At 68.2% G+C, this 16,867-nt stretch carries 17 protein-coding genes; 10 read left to right on the top strand and 7 right to left on the bottom strand.

Going from position 1 to position 16,867, the window contains the following annotated elements; all coding sequences use genetic code 11:
* Nucleotides 1-98 precede the first annotated feature (98 nt).
* On the top strand, nt 99-785 hold the full coding sequence (locus KY389_RS05455) for a response regulator transcription factor (RefSeq protein WP_219829843.1): 687 nt from the start codon (nt 99-101) through the stop codon (nt 783-785).
* Between the two features lie 146 nt (nt 786-931).
* On the opposite strand, the gene KY389_RS05460 is transcribed toward KY389_RS05455, so the two are convergent.
* Both KY389_RS05460 and KY389_RS05465 read right to left on the bottom strand, forming a co-directional pair.
* Nucleotides 932-1,906, bottom strand: a complete 975-nt coding sequence (locus KY389_RS05460) for a glutathione S-transferase family protein (protein WP_219829844.1) — start codon at nt 1,904-1,906, stop codon at nt 932-934.
* Between the two features lie 61 nt (nt 1,907-1,967).
* Nucleotides 1,968-3,287: an MFS transporter gene (locus KY389_RS05465; protein WP_219829845.1), complete on the bottom strand. Its 1,320-nt coding sequence runs from the start codon at nt 3,285-3,287 to the stop codon at nt 1,968-1,970.
* A gap of 109 nt (nt 3,288-3,396) precedes the next feature.
* Here KY389_RS05465 and KY389_RS05470 point away from each other — a divergent pair, with 109 nt between their 5' ends.
* The 5 genes from KY389_RS05470 (at nt 3,397) to KY389_RS05490 (ending at nt 6,661) form a co-directional block, all read left to right on the top strand.
* Nucleotides 3,397-4,182, top strand: a complete 786-nt coding sequence (locus tag KY389_RS05470) for an exodeoxyribonuclease III (RefSeq protein WP_219829846.1) — start codon at nt 3,397-3,399, stop codon at nt 4,180-4,182.
* Nucleotides 4,183-4,257: 75 nt separating this feature from the next.
* A complete protein-coding gene (locus KY389_RS05475) occupies nt 4,258-5,169 on the top strand; it encodes a thioredoxin family protein (protein WP_219829847.1) in 912 nt (303 codons plus the stop codon).
* Nucleotides 5,170-5,173: 4 nt separating this feature from the next.
* Entirely contained in the window at nt 5,174-5,800 is a 627-nt protein-coding gene (locus tag KY389_RS05480) for an LON peptidase substrate-binding domain-containing protein (RefSeq protein WP_219829848.1), read from the top strand.
* Complete coding sequence (locus KY389_RS05485; protein WP_219829849.1) at nt 5,797-5,991, top strand: Trm112 family protein; 195 nt, start codon at nt 5,797-5,799, stop codon at nt 5,989-5,991. Before KY389_RS05480 ends, KY389_RS05485 begins: the two co-directional genes overlap by 4 nt.
* Complete coding sequence (locus KY389_RS05490) at nt 5,984-6,661, top strand: rhomboid family intramembrane serine protease (RefSeq protein ID WP_219829850.1); 678 nt, start codon at nt 5,984-5,986, stop codon at nt 6,659-6,661. Before KY389_RS05485 ends, KY389_RS05490 begins: the two co-directional genes overlap by 8 nt.
* Nucleotides 6,662-6,682: 21 nt before the next feature.
* On the opposite strand, the gene KY389_RS05495 is transcribed toward KY389_RS05490, so the two are convergent.
* The 5 genes from KY389_RS05495 to KY389_RS05515 all read right to left on the bottom strand — a co-directional run bounded on the left by KY389_RS05495 (nt 6,683) and on the right by KY389_RS05515 (nt 12,886).
* Nucleotides 6,683-7,408, bottom strand: coding sequence for a DUF2268 domain-containing putative Zn-dependent protease (locus KY389_RS05495; protein WP_219829851.1), 726 nt, complete (start codon nt 7,406-7,408; stop codon nt 6,683-6,685).
* A gap of 30 nt (nt 7,409-7,438) precedes the next feature.
* Complete coding sequence (locus KY389_RS05500) at nt 7,439-10,039, bottom strand: DNA translocase FtsK (RefSeq protein WP_219829852.1); 2,601 nt, start codon at nt 10,037-10,039, stop codon at nt 7,439-7,441.
* Nucleotides 10,040-10,042: 3 nt separating this feature from the next.
* Nucleotides 10,043-11,239, bottom strand: a complete 1,197-nt coding sequence (locus KY389_RS05505) for an aminotransferase class I/II-fold pyridoxal phosphate-dependent enzyme (protein ID WP_219829853.1) — start codon at nt 11,237-11,239, stop codon at nt 10,043-10,045.
* A 100-nt stretch (nt 11,240-11,339) separates the two neighbouring features.
* Nucleotides 11,340-12,671, bottom strand: coding sequence for an amidase (locus KY389_RS05510; protein WP_219829854.1), 1,332 nt, complete (start codon nt 12,669-12,671; stop codon nt 11,340-11,342).
* A gap of 2 nt (nt 12,672-12,673) precedes the next feature.
* Nucleotides 12,674-12,886, bottom strand: a complete 213-nt coding sequence (locus tag KY389_RS05515) for a DUF1674 domain-containing protein (RefSeq protein ID WP_219829855.1) — start codon at nt 12,884-12,886, stop codon at nt 12,674-12,676.
* Between the two features lie 91 nt (nt 12,887-12,977).
* On the opposite strand from KY389_RS05515, the gene KY389_RS05520 reads away from it, so the two are divergent.
* From KY389_RS05520 to lspA, 4 genes are all read left to right on the top strand, one after another.
* Entirely contained in the window at nt 12,978-14,213 is a 1,236-nt protein-coding gene (locus tag KY389_RS05520; protein WP_219829932.1) for an RsmB/NOP family class I SAM-dependent RNA methyltransferase, read from the top strand.
* Between the two features lie 98 nt (nt 14,214-14,311).
* Complete coding sequence (locus KY389_RS05525) at nt 14,312-14,485, top strand: hypothetical protein (RefSeq protein WP_219829856.1); 174 nt, start codon at nt 14,312-14,314, stop codon at nt 14,483-14,485.
* A gap of 62 nt (nt 14,486-14,547) precedes the next feature.
* Complete coding sequence (purH, locus tag KY389_RS05530; protein ID WP_219829857.1) at nt 14,548-16,149, top strand: bifunctional phosphoribosylaminoimidazolecarboxamide formyltransferase/IMP cyclohydrolase; 1,602 nt, start codon at nt 14,548-14,550, stop codon at nt 16,147-16,149.
* Nucleotides 16,149-16,844 carry a signal peptidase II gene (gene lspA, locus KY389_RS05535; RefSeq protein WP_246587976.1) on the top strand — a complete coding sequence of 232 codons (696 nt, stop codon included), beginning with the start codon at nt 16,149-16,151 and terminating at the stop codon, nt 16,842-16,844. Before purH ends, lspA begins: the two co-directional genes overlap by 1 nt.
* Nucleotides 16,845-16,867: the final 23 nt, after the last annotated feature.

Below are 16,867 nucleotides of genomic sequence, written 5' to 3' on the forward strand. Positions count from 1 at the left end.
CCCGCCTGTGCGACAAAACCATGTGAGACTTCCGACATGGTGCTGGACGACACGCGGGCGTGATCCTTCATGTGTGCCGAGAAGCCAAAGGAGGCAACATGCCCGGACTGAAAAAAATCCTTCTGGTCGATGACGAGGAAGACCTGCGCGAGGCGCTGGCCGAACAACTGGTCGCCACCGAAGATTTCGACGTTGCCGAAGCCGGCAGCGGCGCCGAGGCCGTCGAGGCCACCAGGAACGCCATTTTCGATCTGGTCGTGCTGGATGTCGGCCTGCCTGACACGGACGGGCGCGAGCTGTGCAAGAAACTGCGCAAGCTGAACGTCAAATGCCCCATCGTGATGCTGACCGGTCACGACACCGACGCGGACACGATCCTGGGTCTGGATGCGGGCGCGAACGATTACGTCACCAAACCCTTCAAGTTCCCGGTCCTGCTGGCCCGCCTGCGCGCCCAGCTGCGCACGCATGAGCAATCCGAGGACGCGATCTTCCAGCTTGGGCCCTATACGTTCAAGCCCTCGATGAAGATGCTGATCGACCAGAAGGACCGCAAGATCCGCCTGACCGAGAAAGAGACGAACATCCTGAAGTTCCTTTATCGGGCGCAGGATGGTGTCGTGCCGCGCGACGTGCTGCTGCACGAGGTCTGGGGCTATAATGCGGGTGTGACCACGCATACGCTGGAAACCCACATCTACCGCCTGCGCCAGAAGATCGAGCCCGATCCCTCGAATGCCCGCCTTCTGGTGACGGAATCGGGCGGCTACCGGCTGGTCGCCTGAAACCCTGCGCGACTTCCCGCCGATCATATCATCGCGGGAACCGGCGCGGCGGGGATGCGTTTTCCACCCGAAGCCCAGTGGTCGGTGGATGCGGCCACACTCCCTCCTCTCCCTTGCCCCGGCAGTCAGGCTGCCGGGGCTTTTTCTCATCCGCGACCGTGGGGCGCGGTCCAGTCGGGCCGGGGGCCGATGGGAATGATCCGGTGCGGATTGATCATGTCATGACTGTAGTAATAGTGCCGCGTGATATGGTCGAAATGCACGGTCTCGGCGACGCCGGGCCATTGGTAGAGTTCACGCGCCCAGCCCCATAGATTCGGGTAATCCACGATCCGGCGGCGGTTGCACTTGAAATGCGTGTGATAAACCGCGTCGAAGCGCAGCACGGTCGTGAACAGCCGCCAATCGGCCTCGGTGATCCGGTCGCCGGTCAGATAGCGGTTTTCGGACAACATCCCCTCGATCCAGTCGAGACTGTCGAACAGTGGATGCACCGCCTTGTCATAAGCGGCCTGCGTGGTGGCGAAGCCGGCCTTGTAAACACCGTTGTTCACCGTGTCATAGATCCGGTCGTTGATCGGCTCGATGGCCTCGCGCAAATCTTCGGGGCAGTAATCGTCGCGATTGCCGGTGATGTCGTCGAAAGCGCTGTTGAACATGCGGATGATGTCGGCGCTTTCGTTCGACACGATCTGGCCGGTTTCCTTGTCCCACAGGACAGGCACCGTGACCCGCCCCGAGGCATCGGGCCGCGCCTTGACATAGACCTCGCGCAGATAAGCCAGCCCGAATTGCCGGTCGCCCGTGGCGCCGTCGAAATCGGTGCGGAACTCCCAGCCCTCGGACCCCATGTCGGGATGCACGACCGAGACCTCGATATGCGGCTCAAGCCCCTTGATGGCGCGAAAGATCAGCGTGCGATGCGCCCAGGGGCAGGCATGGCTGACATAGAGGTGATAGCGCCCGCTTTCCGCCCGAAAGCCACCCTGGCCAGTCGGACCTGCGCTGCCATCCGCCGTCACCCAGTTGCGGAACTTCGACGTGTCGCGCCTGAACTCGCCGCCGGTGCTGTCGGTGTCATACCATTCGTCCTTCCAGACGCCGTTGACCAATTGGCCCATGCCTTCCTCCTTGCGTTCTGTCGTCAGGGCAACGGGCCCCGGCGCGGCTGCGTTCCCGGCGTCAGGCGATGGCGCGGTCGCGCGTCTCGGCCCTGACCAGCATCAGGGCCAGCGCGGCCAGCAGCAGCAATGCGGCAAAACTGCCGATGGCAAGACCGAAGCCCTTGGCGAAGACCACGGCCAGCAGGCTGGGCGCAAGGATGCCCCCCAGCCGTGCCATGGCGCTGGCCGTGCCCATGCCGGTCCCGCGCAGATGGGTCGGGTAAAGCTCGGGCGTAAAGGCGTAAAGCGCGCCCCAGGTGCCCAGCAGCGCAAAGCTCATCACGATCAGGGCGGCGGCGACCAGCAGAGGCGCGGTCGCAAAGGCGAACATGCCGCAACCCGCCGCGCTGAGGATCAGGAACCCCGTCAGCGTGGCGCGGCGGCCCAGGGCCTCGACCCCCCAGGCGGCCAGCGCGTAGCCCGGCACCTGCGCCAGGGCCAGCACCACGAGGAAACCGTAGCCGCGGACAAAGCCGAAGCCCTCGGTCGCCAGCTGGCCGGGCACCCAGACGAAAACGCCGTAATAGGACAGCGAGACCAGAAACCACACCGCCAGAACGCCAAGCGTGACCCGCCGCAGCGACCCCGCCCAGATCGAGCGCGCGGCCCCGGCCTCGACCGGCGCGGCGACCAGATGGGTCTGGGGCGGCAGGGGCGGCGCGCCATTTACGGCCAGCACCTTCTGGATCACGGCGCGCGCCTCGGCCTGCCGGCCGGTGCGGACCAGATACATGGGGCTTTCGGGGATCCAGAAGCGCAGGAAGAACCCGATCAGCGCGGGGGCGGCGGCCACGAAGAAGATCCAGCGCCAAGGCGCATCGGCGCCCATGGTGACAGCGGCCCAGGCGGTCAGGGCAATGACGATGGTGCCGATCGCCCAGAACCCCTCCAGCCAGACCAGCCAGCGCCCCCGGTTCCGCGGCGGCAGGAACTCGGCCATCATGGCGTAATCGACGGGCAGCGTGCCGCCCACCGCCACCCCGGTCAGGAAGCGCAGCGCCAGAAGCCAGGTGAAATCCCCCGCCCAGACCGAGGCCAGACCAAAGACCGCATCCATCGCAACGGTCCCGACCAGCACCCATTTACGCCCGATCCGGTCGGCCAGCCGCCCGAACAGGAACGCGCCCGCGAACATGCCCAGAAAGAACGCCGTGCCGATCTGCAAGGCGGTCACGCGGTCCAGACCGAAGGTGACGGCCACCGAGGGCGCGGCGAAGCCCACCGCGATGACCTGCATCGCATCCGCCGCCCAGACCAGCCCGAAGATTCCCAGCAGGCGCCACTGGAACCGGCCCGTGCCGCCCTGCGTCAGGGCATCGTCGATGGTCATGCGCCGCATGGCAGGCCCTTTCGCGTTTCCCCAATCCATAGCGCAGGCGTCCCATATCGCAACCCCGGCTTGGCACCCGGCGCCCCCGCGGCTAGGCTCCGCCGCAAAGGAGACCCCCATGTTCACCATCGCCACCTGGAACATCAACTCGGTCCGCCTGCGCGAAGGGCTGGTCGCGCGGTTTCTGGCCGAGCAAGGCCCCGACATCCTCTGCCTTCAGGAATGCAAGTCGCCGGTCGAGAAGATCCCCCTGACCCGCTTTGCCGAACTGGGCTATCACCACATCGTCGCGCGAGGTCAAAAGGGTTACAACGGCGTTGCCATCCTGTCGCGCCTGCCGATCACCGATGCGGGCGACCGCGATTATGCCAGCCTGGGCCATGCGCGCCATGTGTCTGCCCGGTTGGACAACGGCGTGGTGATCCACAACATCTATGTGCCCGCAGGCGGCGACATTCCCGACCGCGAAGTGAACGAGAAATTCGGGCAGAAGCTGGATTTCCTGACCGAGATGCGCGACGCCTTCCACGCCGACCGCCCGCAGAAATCCATCCTTGTGGGTGATCTGAACATCGCCCCGCGCGAGGATGATGTCTGGTCGCACAAGCAATTGCTGAAGGTCGTCAGCCACACCCCGATCGAGGTCGAGCATCTGGCTCAGGCACAGGATGCCGGGCAGTGGGTGGATGTGACGCGCCAGGACATCCCCGAGGGCAAGCTCTACAGCTGGTGGTCGTATCGAGCGCCCGACTGGAACGCCGCCGACAAGGGGCGCAGGCTGGACCATATCTGGGCCAGCCCCGACATCGCCAATGCCGCTCATGGCAGCCGCATCCTGCGCGAATGCCGGGGTTGGGAAAGCCCAAGCGATCACGTCCCGGTCCTGGCCCGCTTCGACCTTTGATCCGATGGGGACTTTCGCTTGCCGGGCCAAGCGCCCATATTGCCCGAAACACCAACCAGAAGCTTTGGGGACGCCATGAGCATGTTTTTCGACGGGGCCGCAGCACCCAGGACCGGCGATGTCATCAAGGATGTGACCGAGGCCGATTTCATGGCCGAGGTGGTCGAGGCCTCGATGCAGGTTCCTGTGATCGTCGATTTCTGGGCGCCCTGGTGCGGCCCCTGCAAGACGCTCGGCCCCGCGCTTGAAGCCGAGGTGGCGCGCCACAAGGGCCGCGTGCGGATGGCCAAGGTGAACGTGGACGAGAACCAGATGATCGCGGCCCAGCTTCGCGTGCAGTCGATCCCGACCGTCTATGCCTTCTTCCAGGGCCGTCCCGTCGATGCCTTCCAGGGCGCGATCCCGGCCAGCCAGATCAGGCAGTTCGTCGAAAAGCTGGTGGCGATGGGCGGCGATGACGGCGGGCTGGCCGAAGCGATCAAGGCCGGCGACCAGATGATCGAGGCCGGAGAGACCGCCGACGCCATCGAGACGTTTACCGCCATCATCGGCGAGATGCCCGACAGCCCCGAAGCCTGGGGGGGCCTGATCCGCGCGCATCTGGCAGCGGGTGACATGGCCGCGGCCGCGGCCACGCTGTCGCAGGTGCCACCCGCCATCGCCGGCGCCGCCCCGGTCGAGACCGCTCGCGCCCAGCTGGATCTTGCCCGCCAGGCCGAGAATGCGGGCCCCCTGAACGAGCTTCAGACCCGTGTCGAGGCCGATCCCGCCGATCAGCAGGCGCGCCTCGATTACGCGACCGCCCTGCACGCGGCTGGCCGGACCGAGGAGGCAGTCGAAATCCTTCTGGACAGCTTCCGCCGCGATCGTGAGTGGAACGATGGCGTGGTCAAGACGCAGCTTCTGACCATCTTCGATAGCCTGAAACCCGGCGATCCCATCGCGCAGAAGGGTCGCCGCCGGCTGTCCTCGCTGATCTTCGCCTGAGCCGATGCGCCGCCGCTTCGATCTTCCTGACCGCATCCCCCTTTTCCCGCTGACCGGCGCCGTGCTGATGCCACGCGCCCGGATGCCACTGCATATCTTCGAGCCGCGCTACCTGCAGATGCTGGAAGACACGCTGAAGACACCCCATCGCCTGATCGGCCTGATCCAGCCCGAAGGCGACGGACTGGCCTCGATCGGCTGCGCGGGGCGCGTGGTGGCGTTTTCGGAAACCGATGACGGTCGCATGATGATTTCGCTTGCGGCGGTCTCGCGCTTTCGGCTGCTGGAAACATTCGAGGGCTTTGCCCCCTATCTTCAGGCCGGGATCGACTGGTCGTCGTTCGGGCGCGATCTCGGCGCGCCGGAACAGGATGACGGCCTCGACCGGCAGGCCCTCTTCGCGCTGCTCGCCCGCTTCATGCAAAGCGAAGGCCTCTCGACCGATTGGGAGGCCGCCGCCCAGGCCGAGGACGAGCTGCTGATCAACTCGCTCTCGATGATGCTGCCCTTCTCGGCGGGCGACAAGCAGGCGCTGCTGGAATCGCCCAGCCTGACGGACCGGCGCGAATTGCTGGTCGGCCTGATCGAATTCGCGCTGCATGGGGGCCAGGACGAGGAAAGACTGCAATGACCGACACCGCCCCCGGCTTCGACCGCCACATGCTGGAAGCGCTGGTCTGCCCCGTGACCCACACCACGCTGGCCTATGACGCGGCGCGCCAGGAACTGGTCTCGCGCGCGGCCGGTCTGGCCTTCCCGATCCGCGAAGGCATCCCGATCATGCTGATCGACGAGGCGCGGCAGATCAAGGCCGATGACTGACCCGCTGCGCGACCCGCGCCCGGCGGCCTTTCCGCGCGTCTCGGCGCGCAGGCTCGGCCCGGTGGCGCTGCCGCTCTGGGTGCGGCTGGTCATCCTGGCCTGCTGTCTCATCGAGGGCGCGCTGATCGCGGCCGGCCTTTTCGGCTATCCGGTCGCGCGCCATGCGACAGTGATGCTGGGCGGCTTCTGGTCGCCGGTCTTCTGGCAAGGAACGGGCCTCTATCCCTTCCAGCAATGGGTGATGTTCGCCAGCTACGGCCTTCTCCATGCGGGGCTGCTGCACCTGGCCATGAACATGATCGGCCTTGCCGCCCTGTCGCGCGAATTGATGCGGATGATGGGCACGGGCCAGATGGCGCTGGTCTATCTCGTCTCGCAGATCGCAGGCGCGCTGGTCTTCGCCTGGCTGGAACCCGCCGCGGGCCCGATGATCGGCGCCTCGGGCGCGGTCTTCGGGATCGCGGGCGCGCTGGTCGTTCAGACGGCGCTGACGCTCAGACGTCGCCAGCGTTCGACAGCACCGCTGGCCCGCGCGGTGGCGCTGATCCTCGGCCTGAATGTCGCACTGACCTTCGCCATGCCCTCGGTCGCCTGGCAGGCCCATCTGGGCGGTGCCCTGGCCGGGATCGCCCTGACCCTCGCCTTCGCCGCCCGCCGCACAAGCGCCTGACCCCAGCCCCTTTGCCTTGGCTCAGCTATCCTCGGGGCGTCCGGGGGGCGAGTTGCCCGCGGCCTCTTCGCCGGGTGCCTCCTCGACCTCAGAGGGCGCGACCGTCTCGGGCTCTTCCACCCCTTCCATCGCCATCAACCGCCGCAAGGCGGCCCGGAAGGCGTCGGCGGGCGCATGGACCAGCGCCGCCGCATCGCCGCCCTCGGCCAGATGCTCGGCAACGATCCGGTAGCCCAGCCCGTAACCCGACCATTTCCGCATCCGCCCGCGCCCCTGGAACCACTCGCCAGGATCCTGATCGCGCCGTGCCCACAGGGCGGCCGCCTGTTTCAGCATCCCCGTTCCGGGCCGCACCTGATCCCACGGGTCCACGCCACCCAGTAGCTCGGTCACAAGATGCCCCGCCAATCCGGCCGCCACCAGCGCCTCGCCCAAAGAGCGGTCCGGTGGCGCTATCTCCCACCGCAGCAGATGGACCATCTGCCGCACCAGCATCCGCCTGAAATGCGGCGCTTCGACGCGGTCGGGGTCCAGGACCAATTCGATCACGCCAAGCGCGGGTGCTTGCCCCGCAATCCCCCATTCCGGGATCACCGCATCGCCACGACGCACCACCAGATCGAAGCGCGGCAGGTCCAGTCGCTGCGAGACCAGTTCGACAACCTCGCGCGCATGGGCGCGGATCTCGGCCATGATGGGCGTCAGCGTGCCGCGCGCATTCAGCATGTGAAGCTGCCAGACGGTCATGGATGTCTCCTTGGGCGCCGGCTCCCGCGATCAGATCTCGGGCACCAGAACCTCGCGCTTGCCGACATGGTTCGCTGCGCTGACGACGCCCTGTTCTTCCATCTGCTCGACCAGACGGGCGGCCTTGTTGTAACCGATGGCCAGCTTGCGCTGGATGTAGCTGGTCGAGCATTTGCGGTCGCGCGCGACGATCATCACCGCCTGGTCGTAAAGCGCCTCGTCCCCGCTTTCTCCGCCGCCAAGGCCCAGCACGGCGTCGATGTCGTCGGCCTTGTCCTCGTCCACGCCCTCGACCACGCCGGACTGGTAGCTGGGCGGTCCGAAGGATTTCAGATGCGTCACAACCTCCTCGACCTCTTCGTCGCTGACGAAGGGGCCGTGGATGCGGGTGATCCGCGCGCCATTGCCCATGTAGAGCATGTCGCCCTGGCCCAGAAGCTGCTCGGCGCCCTGTTCGCCCAGAATGGTGCGGCTGTCGATCTTGGATGTGACCTGGAAGCTGATCCGGGTCGGGAAGTTCGCCTTGATCGTGCCGGTGATCACATCGACGGACGGGCGCTGCGTCGCCATGATGAGATGGATGCCCGAGGCCCGCGCCATCTGCGCCAGGCGCTGGATGCAGGCCTCGATCTCCTTGCCGGCGACCATCATCAGGTCGGCCATCTCATCCACGATCACCACGATATAGGGGAAGGTCTCGGGCTGGAACTCCTCGGTCTCGAAGATCGGCTCGCCCGTATCCTCGTCAAAGCCGGTCTGGACGGTCCGCCTGAACATCTCGCCCTTGGACAGGGCCTCGCGGACACGGCCGTTATAGCCCTCGATGTTGCGCACGCCCATCTTGGACATCTTGCGATAGCGGTCCTCCATCTCGCCCACGACCCATTTCAGCGCGACGACGGCCTTTTTGGGGTCGGTGACGACCGGGGACAGCAGATGCGGGATGCCGTCATAGACCGACAGTTCCAGCATCTTGGGGTCGATCATGATCAGCCGGCATTCGTCCGGCGTCAGTTTGTAGAGCAGCGACAGGATCATCGTGTTGATCGCGACCGACTTGCCCGACCCGGTGGTGCCCGCGATCAGCAGATGCGGCATCTTGGCCAGGTTCGCCACGACCGGATCGCCCCCGATATCCTTGCCAAGTGCCAGCGGCAGGGGATGCGTGCCGTCGCCAAAGGCACGGCTGGCCAGGATCTCGCGCAGCAGCACTTTCTCGCGGCGCGCATTCGGCAGTTCAATGCCGATGACGGTGCGGCCCGGCACGGTCGAGACCCGCGCCGACAGGGCCGACATGGACCGCGCGATGTCGTCGGACAGGCCGATCACGCGGCTGGCCTTCAGCCCCGGAGCGGGCTCCAGTTCGTAAAGCGTGACGACCGGGCCGGGGCGGACCTCGGTGATCTGGCCCTTGACGCCGTAATCGTCCAGCACCGCCTCTAGCATCCGGGCATTTTCCATCAGCGCCTCTTGCGAGATGTGGTGCCGGTCGCTGGCCGTCGGCGCGGTCAGCAGCGCCAGCGGAGGCACCTCGTAGGCGGGGCCGCTTTCGTCGAAGCGCAGGCGCGGCTCGGCCTCGGCCTGGGCGCTGCGCGAGGGCGCGGTGCGTTTGGCGGGGGTCACGATCTGACGCGGCGTCTCGGCGCCAAAGGGGCGCGGCTCGGCTTCGGGTTCCGCAGCGGCAGCAGGGGCGCCACCGTCGCGGGCCAGACGCGCCGCGACCGCCGCCAACACCGACGGCTTGCCCGAGCGCCTGGTGATCGCGTCGCTGATGCGGCCGCGCAATTCGTCCTGGGTCGGGGCGGGACCGTGATCGTCATGGTCGATCAGCTCGGGCTCGATCAGTTCGGGCTGGGGCATATCGGCCTCCAGCTCGAAGGGTTCGGGCGCGCGGCGCGTGCGGGCGGGGGCGGGCTCGACGCGCGGCTGCGGGGCCTCGTCCGCATTGCGGGCACGGCGGTCGCGCAGGCCCGCGACCAGTGCCTGCGCGCCGCCAAAGGCCGCCTGCGCCATCTGCGCGGCCAGCGCCAGACCCATCACGAAGCGCCGCCACAGGCCGCGCAGTTCGGCCCGGTCGAAGCCCAGCACAAAAGCAAGGATCGCCACCACGCCCGCAGCCGTCAGCAGGCCCGCCACCCGGATACCGATCTGCGCCTTCACGGGCATCAGATTCAGCATGGCGCCCATTACCATGTCGCCGAAATGGCCGCCCAGGCCATAGGTCTGCTGCCAGTCCGGCCCCGGCAACAGGGTCGAGCAATAGACCGCGACCAGCGCGACCGCGATCGGCGTGAAGATGCCGCGCATCAGCCGCGTCTCGCCCTTGTGCAGCATCAGCCGCAGGCCCCAGACGACACCCGCCAGAACCAGCACCCAGGACCCGTAGCCCGCGATCATCATCAGGGGCGAGGCGATATAGGCTCCAAAGCTGCCCAGCAAATTCTGCGCAGGTTCGTCCGTTGCCGACAGGAAGCTGGGATCGTCCGAGGACCAGCTGCCCAGGATCATCGCCACGATCACCGCCAGCGTGATCAGGCCCGCGCCCATCAGCTCCTTGCCGCGGCGTTCCAACGCGGCGCGGGTGGTCTGGTCGAACAGCGGATCACGGTGTTTCGCGTGCCAGCTTGCCATGGCTCAGCCCCTTTCATCCGTCAGAACGTCAACCATGCGGCGCAGGGCCGCCTCGGTCTCGTCGGCATCGGCGACCAGCGCCACGCGGACAAAGCCGCGTCCGGGGTTCTGCCCGTCCACCTCGCGCGCCAGATAGGCGCCGGGCAGGACCTGGATGCCCGCTTCGGCCCAGAGCCTGCGCGCCGCCTGTTCGCCATCGTTTACCGGCAGCCACAGGAAGAACCCGGCCTCGGGCGGCAGATAGCCCGGCATGGCGCCCAGAACCCGGTCCGCGATGGCGTATTTCTGCTGATAGAGCGCGCGGCTGGCCCCCACGTGATCCTCGTCACCCCATGCGGCGGCGCTGACGGCCTGCACGGGCAGGGGCAAGGGCGCGCCCGCATAGCTGCGCAGGCGGCGCATCTCGCGGATCTGGGCCACGCCGCCCGCCGCGAAACCCGACCGAAGCCCCGGCAGGTTCGAGCGTTTGGACAGCGAATTGAACATCACCACCCGGTCGGGCAGGCCCATCGCTGTCGCCACCTGCAAGGCGCCGGGCGGGGGCGTGTCGCGCCAGATCTCGGAATAGCATTCATCGGCGAAGATCAGGAAATCATGCCGCTCGGCCAGCGCGATCAGCCGTTCCAGATAATCGCGCCCCGCCACCGCGCCCTGAGGGTTGGCGGGCGAGCACAGATAGGCGACCGCCACCCGGTCCAGCAGCGCCGGATCAAGGCCCGCGTAATCAGGCAGGTTGCCGGTTTCGGGCGTCGCGGGGACAAAGACCGGATCGGCCTGCACGGCGGCGGCGGCCACCGCATAGACCTGATAGAACGGATTGGGCACCAGAATCGCGGGGCGCTGGCCGTTCTTGCGTTCCGGACACAGCGCAAGGGCTGCGTTGAACAACCCCTCGCGCGTGCCGTTCAGCACCATCAGCCGGTCGGGCGCCACGTCCAGACCATAGCGCCGCCCCAGCCAGCCGCTGATGGCGCCCAGCAATTCGGGCGTGCCCTCGTTCACGGGGTATTTCGCAAGGCTGCCGATGCTGTCCGCCATCACCTGCGCGACGAAATCGGGCATCGCGTGGCGCGGCTCTCCGATGGTCAGCACGGTGGGGGCGGCGCCCGGCGCCAGCCCCGGCGTCAGGTCCGCAAGCAATGCCCGCAGACGCGGGAATGCGTAGTCCGGCAGGTTCGAGAACCGCTCGGGTGTTGCCATCTCTGCCTCGCTTCGGGGTCTGCGCCCCGTTTTCCTGACAGAAACTTTAGCGTGATCGCCGCCTTGCGTCCAGCAAAGAGCAGGCAGAGGCGGGCGGCCCTCAGACCGCCAGCGCAGCCTCGACCCCGGCGGCCACGCACAGCAGATGCCGGTCGCGCCCCGCATGGCCCATCAGCGAAATCCCGCAGGCCGGGTGCCCGGTGGGCAACGTCACCGCCGGCAGGCCCAGCAGGTTGCCGATCCGCGTGTTGCGCAGCGCCAGCAGGTTGGCGCGCACGAATTCGGCCTGATCGTTCATCAGTCGCTCGACCCTGGGGGGCAGGATCGGCACGGTCGGGATCAGGACGGCGTCGAATCCGCCCGCGATTTCCTTGACCCATTTGCGGCGGATGCGGGTCAGGCTTTCCCAGCCGGCGACGTAATCCATCGCGCTGATATCGGCCCCGCCCCGGAAGCGTTCCAGCACCGGGGTCCACATCAATTCAGGCGCATCCTCGATCTGGGCGCGCCAGATACCATAGGCCTCGGGGGCGAACAGCACCGGCGACAGGGCCAGCGCGCGGTCGGTCCATTCGGTCGCGACATGGGTGATGTGCGCGCCCGCCCGGCCCAGCCTGTCCAGCGCATCAGCAAAGGCGGTGACGGGCGCGGTCTCGGCGCCGTCGAAGGGCGCGCCCTCAAGCACCAGCAGGCGGCGCCCGGAAATCGAGGCATCCGTCAGATCGGGCGCAGGCTGGTCCGTCATCAGCGCGAAGATCTCGGCGCAATCCTCGACGCTGCGGGCGATGGGTCCGGTCACGTCGAACTTGCGGCACAGCGGCACGACCCCCTTTTCCGGCACCGCGCCCGGCGTCGGCTTGAACCCCACCAGACCGTTCCAGGCCGCAGGCACCCGGATCGAGCCGCCGGTATCCGATCCGATCGCCGCCGCCGCCAGCCCAAGCGCGACCGAGACCGCCGCCCCCGACGAACTGCCCCCCGGCGCCAGGTCGGGGTCCAGCGCATTGGGCGGCGTCGCGGTCATCGGGTTCAGACCCAGACCCGAAAAGGCCAGTTCGGTCAGATGCGTCTTGCCCAGACAGACCGTGCCGCGCCGTGCCAGCCGCGCCAGCACGATGGCGTCCTTGCGCGGCACCCGGCCCTCCAGCAGGCGAGAGCCGGCCTCGGTCGGGGTGCCGCCGCTGTCGATATTGTCCTTCCAGCTGATGGCGACGCCGTCCAGCAGACTGTGGCGGCGCTCCTGCCTGGCGCGGTCATGCGCAGCGACGGCCTCGGACCGGGCGCGGGCAGGCGTCAGACGGGCATAGATGCGCGTGCAATCGGGATGGCCCTTCGCGGCGGCCAGATAGGCCTCGGTCTGGTCGATGGGGTCCAGGATGCCCGCCATGATGGCGCGCCCCTGCTGCATGGCCGAGGCCCGAAGCCAGTCCATCCTCAGAAATCCACCGCGATGCCGTTCTTTTCGTAATCGCCGTAGCGCACGGGTTCAGGACCATCGCGGCCGCCATATTCCTTGGGCAGGATCTGGGCGGCGCGCGCCTTGCGGCGCTCCTCGGCCTCGGCCAGGGCGCGTTGGGCGGCGGGGGGAAGATCGCGCGTGGCAGGGCTGGCATCGGCGGCCGGCACCCCGGTTCTGTCATCGCTCATGGAAAGATCCTCGGAATGGTCGTAAGGGCTTGGGCCAGTCTTGACGAAGATTCAGGTGAAGGAAAGCATTTTGGCAAGGCCGGGCGGCGATATGGCGCGCAAGGGCGCGTTGCGATTGATCCAGGGCGTGCGCGAGGGGCGTGCGCTGTCAGACCTGTCGGACGCCTTGCGCGCCCTGCCGGTGGCCGACCAGGCGCGTGCCGCGCGGCTGGCGGCCGAGACGCTGCGCCATCAGGGCCGGGCCGATGCCGTTATCGCCCGGCTGGTCGCGCGCAATCCGGCGCCGCAGATCGCGGATGTGCTGCGCCTTGGCGTGGTCGAGATGCTGGAACTGGGCGCGCCCGCCCATGGCGTCGTGGGCGCCGCCGTCGATCTGGCGCGCGGCCTGGGCAAACGCGGGCAGGCGGCGGCGGGAATGGTGAACGCGGTGCTGCGCAAGGCATCTGCCTGTCAGGGCTGGGCCGATCTGCCACCGCAGCGCCTGCCCGAATGGCTGCGCGAGCCGCTGGCGCACGCCTATGACGCAGCGACCCTGCTGGCCATCGAGGCCGCCCATCAGCAGGGCGCGCCGCTTGATCTGACCGTCAAGCCCGGCGCCACGCCGCCTCCGGGGGCCGAGGCGCTGCCGACCGGATCGTTCCGCCTGCACGGGCCGGTCCATGTCAGCGCCCTGCCGGGCTATGATGCGGGCGACTGGTGGGTGCAGGACGCCGCCGCCGCCCTGCCCGCCCGCCTGCTGGACCCGCAACCCGGCGAGCGGATCGTCGATCTCTGCGCCGCGCCGGGCGGCAAGACGCTGCAACTGGCCGCGGCCGGGGCGCAGGTCACCGCGCTGGACATCTCGGATGCGCGCCTGCGCCGCGTGACCGAGAACCTGACCCGCTGCCGCCTGTCCGCCGATCTGGTCGCCGCCGACGCGCTGGACTGGCGGCCTGCCACCGCGCCGGACGCGATCCTGCTGGATGCGCCCTGTTCGGCCACGGGCACCATCCGCCGCCATCCCGACCTGCCCTTCATCCGTGACGGCCACGGCATCGCCGAATTGATCGCGCTGCAGGCCGCGATGCTGGATCATGCCCTGTCCATCCTGCGCCCCGGCGGGCGGCTGGTCTTTGCCACCTGCTCGCTGATCCCCGACGAGGGCGAGGTGCAGATCGACGAGGCGCTTGCCCGCCATCCCGGCCTGATGGTGGAGCGCCCCGACCTGCCGGGCATCGACCCCGCCTGGATCACCGAGGAAGGCGGGCTGCGCCTGCGCCCCGATTACTGGGCCGACCGGGGCGGCATGGACGGCTTCTACATGGCACGCCTGCGCAAGCCCGGCTGAGCGGGGGACAAGCGGCGCGCTGCGACATCGCCCCACGGAAACCCGGCAGCCCCGCCAGGCCTTTCCCCCGCGAAGCAACCCCGAACAGAGGTATTCCGATGAGACGGAGCACCATCGCCATGGGCCTGAAACTGGCGCAGTTCGTCCTGCGGACGCGCGGCGCGACCACCGCGGCGCGGGGCGCGGGCGGGCTGGCCTCGGGGATCGGCACGGCCGTCATGGTCGTGGCCGCGCTGCAACTGGCCAGCCAGATCCTGTCCTCGCGGCGCTGAGTCTGGACCTCGGGCGGGGCATTCGCTAACTGGGCGTCACCCAGAGACACGAGGCCCCACCCATGTCTGCACACGCAGCCTCTGCCGCCGTTGCCCTCAAGCGGGCGTTGATCTCCGTATCCGACAAGACCGGCCTGGTCGATTTCGCCCGCGCGCTGGATGCCCGCGGCGTCGAGATCCTGTCCACCGGCGGCAGCGCCAAGGCCCTGCGCGATGCGGGCCTGACCGTGACCGACGTGGCCGATGTGACCGGCTTTCCGGAAATGATGGACGGTCGCGTCAAGACCCTGCACCCGGCGGTGCATGGCGGGTTGCTGGCGCTGCGCGACAATGCCGACCACGTGGCCGCCATGGAACAGCACGGCATCGGCGCGATCGACCTGCTGGTGGTGAACCTCTATCCCTTCGAGGAGACGGTCGCCAAGGGCGCGGCCTATGACGACTGCATCGAGAATATCGACATCGGCGGTCCGGCGATGATCCGGGCGGCGGCCAAGAACCACGGCTTCGTCACCGTGGTCGTGGATGTGCAGGATTACGACGCGGTCCTGGCGGAACTGGACGCCCATGGCGGCACGACCCTGCCCTTCCGGCAGCGCATGGCGCAGATCGCCTATGCCCGCACCGCCGCCTATGACGCCGCCGTCAGCACCTGGATGGCCGAGGCCATCGGCGAGGCCACGCCCCGCCGCCGCGCCTTCGCAGGCACCCTGGCGCAGGGCCTGCGCTATGGCGAGAACCCGCATCAGCGGGCCGCCTTCTACGTCACCGGCGATGCGCGCCCCGGCGTGGCCACCGCGCAGCAGCATCAGGGCAAGGAACTGTCCTATAACAACATCAACGACACCGACGCCGCCTTCGAGCTGGTGGCCGAGTTCGACCCCGCGGACGGCCCCGCCTGCGCGATCATCAAGCACGCCAATCCCTGCGGCGTGGCCCGGGGCGAGACCGCGCTGGAGGCCTACAGGCGCGCCTTCGACTGCGACCGGACCTCGGCCTTCGGCGGCATCATCGCGCTGAACCAGCCGCTGGACGGTGCGACGGCGGAAGAGATCGTGAAGATCTTCACCGAAGTCGTCATCGCGCCCGATGCCGACCAGGACGCTCGCCGCGTCTTTGCCGCCAGGAAGAACCTGCGCCTGCTGACCACGGGCGGACTGCCGGATCCGCGGGCGGGCGGGCTGGCCTGGCGGCAGGTTGCCGGCGGGCTTCTGGTGCAGGACCGCGACAACGGCCATGTGACGCGCGCCGATCTGAAGATCGTGACCGAACGTCAGCCGACCGAAGATGAGCTGGCCGACCTGATGTTCGCCTGGACCGTCGCCAAGCATGTGAAATCCAACGCCATCGTCTATGCCAGGGACCGCGCCACCGTCGGCATCGGCGCGGGCCAGATGAGCCGCGTGGACAGCACCCGCATCGGTCGCCGCAAGTCCGAGGACATGGCCGAGGTTCTCGGCCTGCCCGAGCCGCTGACCAATGGCGCAGCAGTGGCGTCCGACGCGTTCTTCCCCTTTGCCGACGGGATCGAGGCGCTGGCAGCGGCAGGTGCCCGCGCGGTGATCCAGCCCGGCGGCTCGATGCGGGATGACGAGGTGATCGCGGCGGCGAACCGGCTGGGTCTGGCGATGGTGCTGACCGGCCAGCGGCATTTCCGGCACTGATGGCCGCGCCGGCGAAACCCCTGCGCGCCCCCGCGCGCAAGCCCGCCACCCCGCGCAAACGCGCGCCCAAGGGGCCGCAGCGCGCCGATATGCGCCTGGTTGCCTGGGTCGCGGCGGTGATCTTCGTTCTGGATCAGGCGCTGAAATATTGGGTCGTCCATGTCCTGCACCTGGACCGGGTGCGCGCCATTGATGTCTTTCCGCCCTGGCTGAACCTGCGCATGGCCTGGAATCAGGGCGTGAATTTCGGGCTCTTCGCCTCGGATCAGGAGGTGATGCGCTGGGTGCTGATCGGCATTGCCTTGGCGATCTGCCTCTGGGTCTGGTTCTGGGTGCGCCGCAACGCCTGCGGACGGCTGGCGCGGATCTCGGCGGGGCTGCTGATCGGCGGCGCGCTTGGCAATGTGATCGACCGCATCCTCTATGGTGCGGTGGCCGATTTCCTGAACATGTCGCTGCCCAACTGGCAGAACCCCTACAGCTTCAATCTGGCCGACATCTCGATCTTTGCGGGGGCCATCGGGCTGGTCCTGATCCCGCAACCGCAATCCTTGCCGCCGAAGAAGCCCCGAAAGCCCCGCGCGCCCCGGACCCGGCCCGCCACCGCGCCCGATCGGACCGCGGGCCTGCCCGGCGAACAGCCCCGTGAACAGCCCCGTGAACAGCCCCGTGACGGGGCAGGAAAATCCGGCTAGAACGGGCGCAAAGGACCAGAGGG

The sequence above is a fragment of the Paracoccus bogoriensis genome, assembly GCF_019431455.1.
Classification (GTDB): domain Bacteria; phylum Pseudomonadota; class Alphaproteobacteria; order Rhodobacterales; family Rhodobacteraceae; genus Paracoccus; species Paracoccus bogoriensis.

What these genes read in the sequence shown, in the direction of transcription:
- lspA (WP_246587976.1), top strand. Translation starts at nt 16,149, where the DNA reads ATGGCCGCGCCGGCGAAACCCCTGCGCGCCCCCGCGCGCAAGCCCGCC.
- KY389_RS05495 (WP_219829851.1), bottom strand. Translation starts at nt 7,408, where the DNA reads ATGACCGTCTGGCAGCTTCACATGCTGAATGCGCGCGGCACGCTGACG.
- KY389_RS05525 (WP_219829856.1), top strand. Translation starts at nt 14,312, where the DNA reads ATGAGACGGAGCACCATCGCCATGGGCCTGAAACTGGCGCAGTTCGTC.
- KY389_RS05490 (WP_219829850.1), top strand. Translation starts at nt 5,984, where the DNA reads ATGACTGACCCGCTGCGCGACCCGCGCCCGGCGGCCTTTCCGCGCGTC.
- KY389_RS05480 (WP_219829848.1), top strand. Translation starts at nt 5,174, where the DNA reads ATGCGCCGCCGCTTCGATCTTCCTGACCGCATCCCCCTTTTCCCGCTG.
- KY389_RS05520 (WP_219829932.1), top strand. Translation starts at nt 12,978, where the DNA reads ATGGCGCGCAAGGGCGCGTTGCGATTGATCCAGGGCGTGCGCGAGGGG.
- KY389_RS05465 (WP_219829845.1), bottom strand. Translation starts at nt 3,287, where the DNA reads ATGCGGCGCATGACCATCGACGATGCCCTGACGCAGGGCGGCACGGGC.
- KY389_RS05510 (WP_219829854.1), bottom strand. Translation starts at nt 12,671, where the DNA reads ATGGACTGGCTTCGGGCCTCGGCCATGCAGCAGGGGCGCGCCATCATG.
- purH (WP_219829857.1), top strand. Translation starts at nt 14,548, where the DNA reads ATGTCTGCACACGCAGCCTCTGCCGCCGTTGCCCTCAAGCGGGCGTTG.
- KY389_RS05500 (WP_219829852.1), bottom strand. Translation starts at nt 10,039, where the DNA reads ATGGCAAGCTGGCACGCGAAACACCGTGATCCGCTGTTCGACCAGACC.
- KY389_RS05475 (WP_219829847.1), top strand. Translation starts at nt 4,258, where the DNA reads ATGAGCATGTTTTTCGACGGGGCCGCAGCACCCAGGACCGGCGATGTC.
- KY389_RS05515 (WP_219829855.1), bottom strand. Translation starts at nt 12,886, where the DNA reads ATGAGCGATGACAGAACCGGGGTGCCGGCCGCCGATGCCAGCCCTGCC.
- KY389_RS05455 (WP_219829843.1), top strand. Translation starts at nt 99, where the DNA reads ATGCCCGGACTGAAAAAAATCCTTCTGGTCGATGACGAGGAAGACCTG.
- KY389_RS05485 (WP_219829849.1), top strand. Translation starts at nt 5,797, where the DNA reads ATGACCGACACCGCCCCCGGCTTCGACCGCCACATGCTGGAAGCGCTG.
- KY389_RS05470 (WP_219829846.1), top strand. Translation starts at nt 3,397, where the DNA reads ATGTTCACCATCGCCACCTGGAACATCAACTCGGTCCGCCTGCGCGAA.
- KY389_RS05460 (WP_219829844.1), bottom strand. Translation starts at nt 1,906, where the DNA reads ATGGGCCAATTGGTCAACGGCGTCTGGAAGGACGAATGGTATGACACC.
- KY389_RS05505 (WP_219829853.1), bottom strand. Translation starts at nt 11,239, where the DNA reads ATGGCAACACCCGAGCGGTTCTCGAACCTGCCGGACTACGCATTCCCG.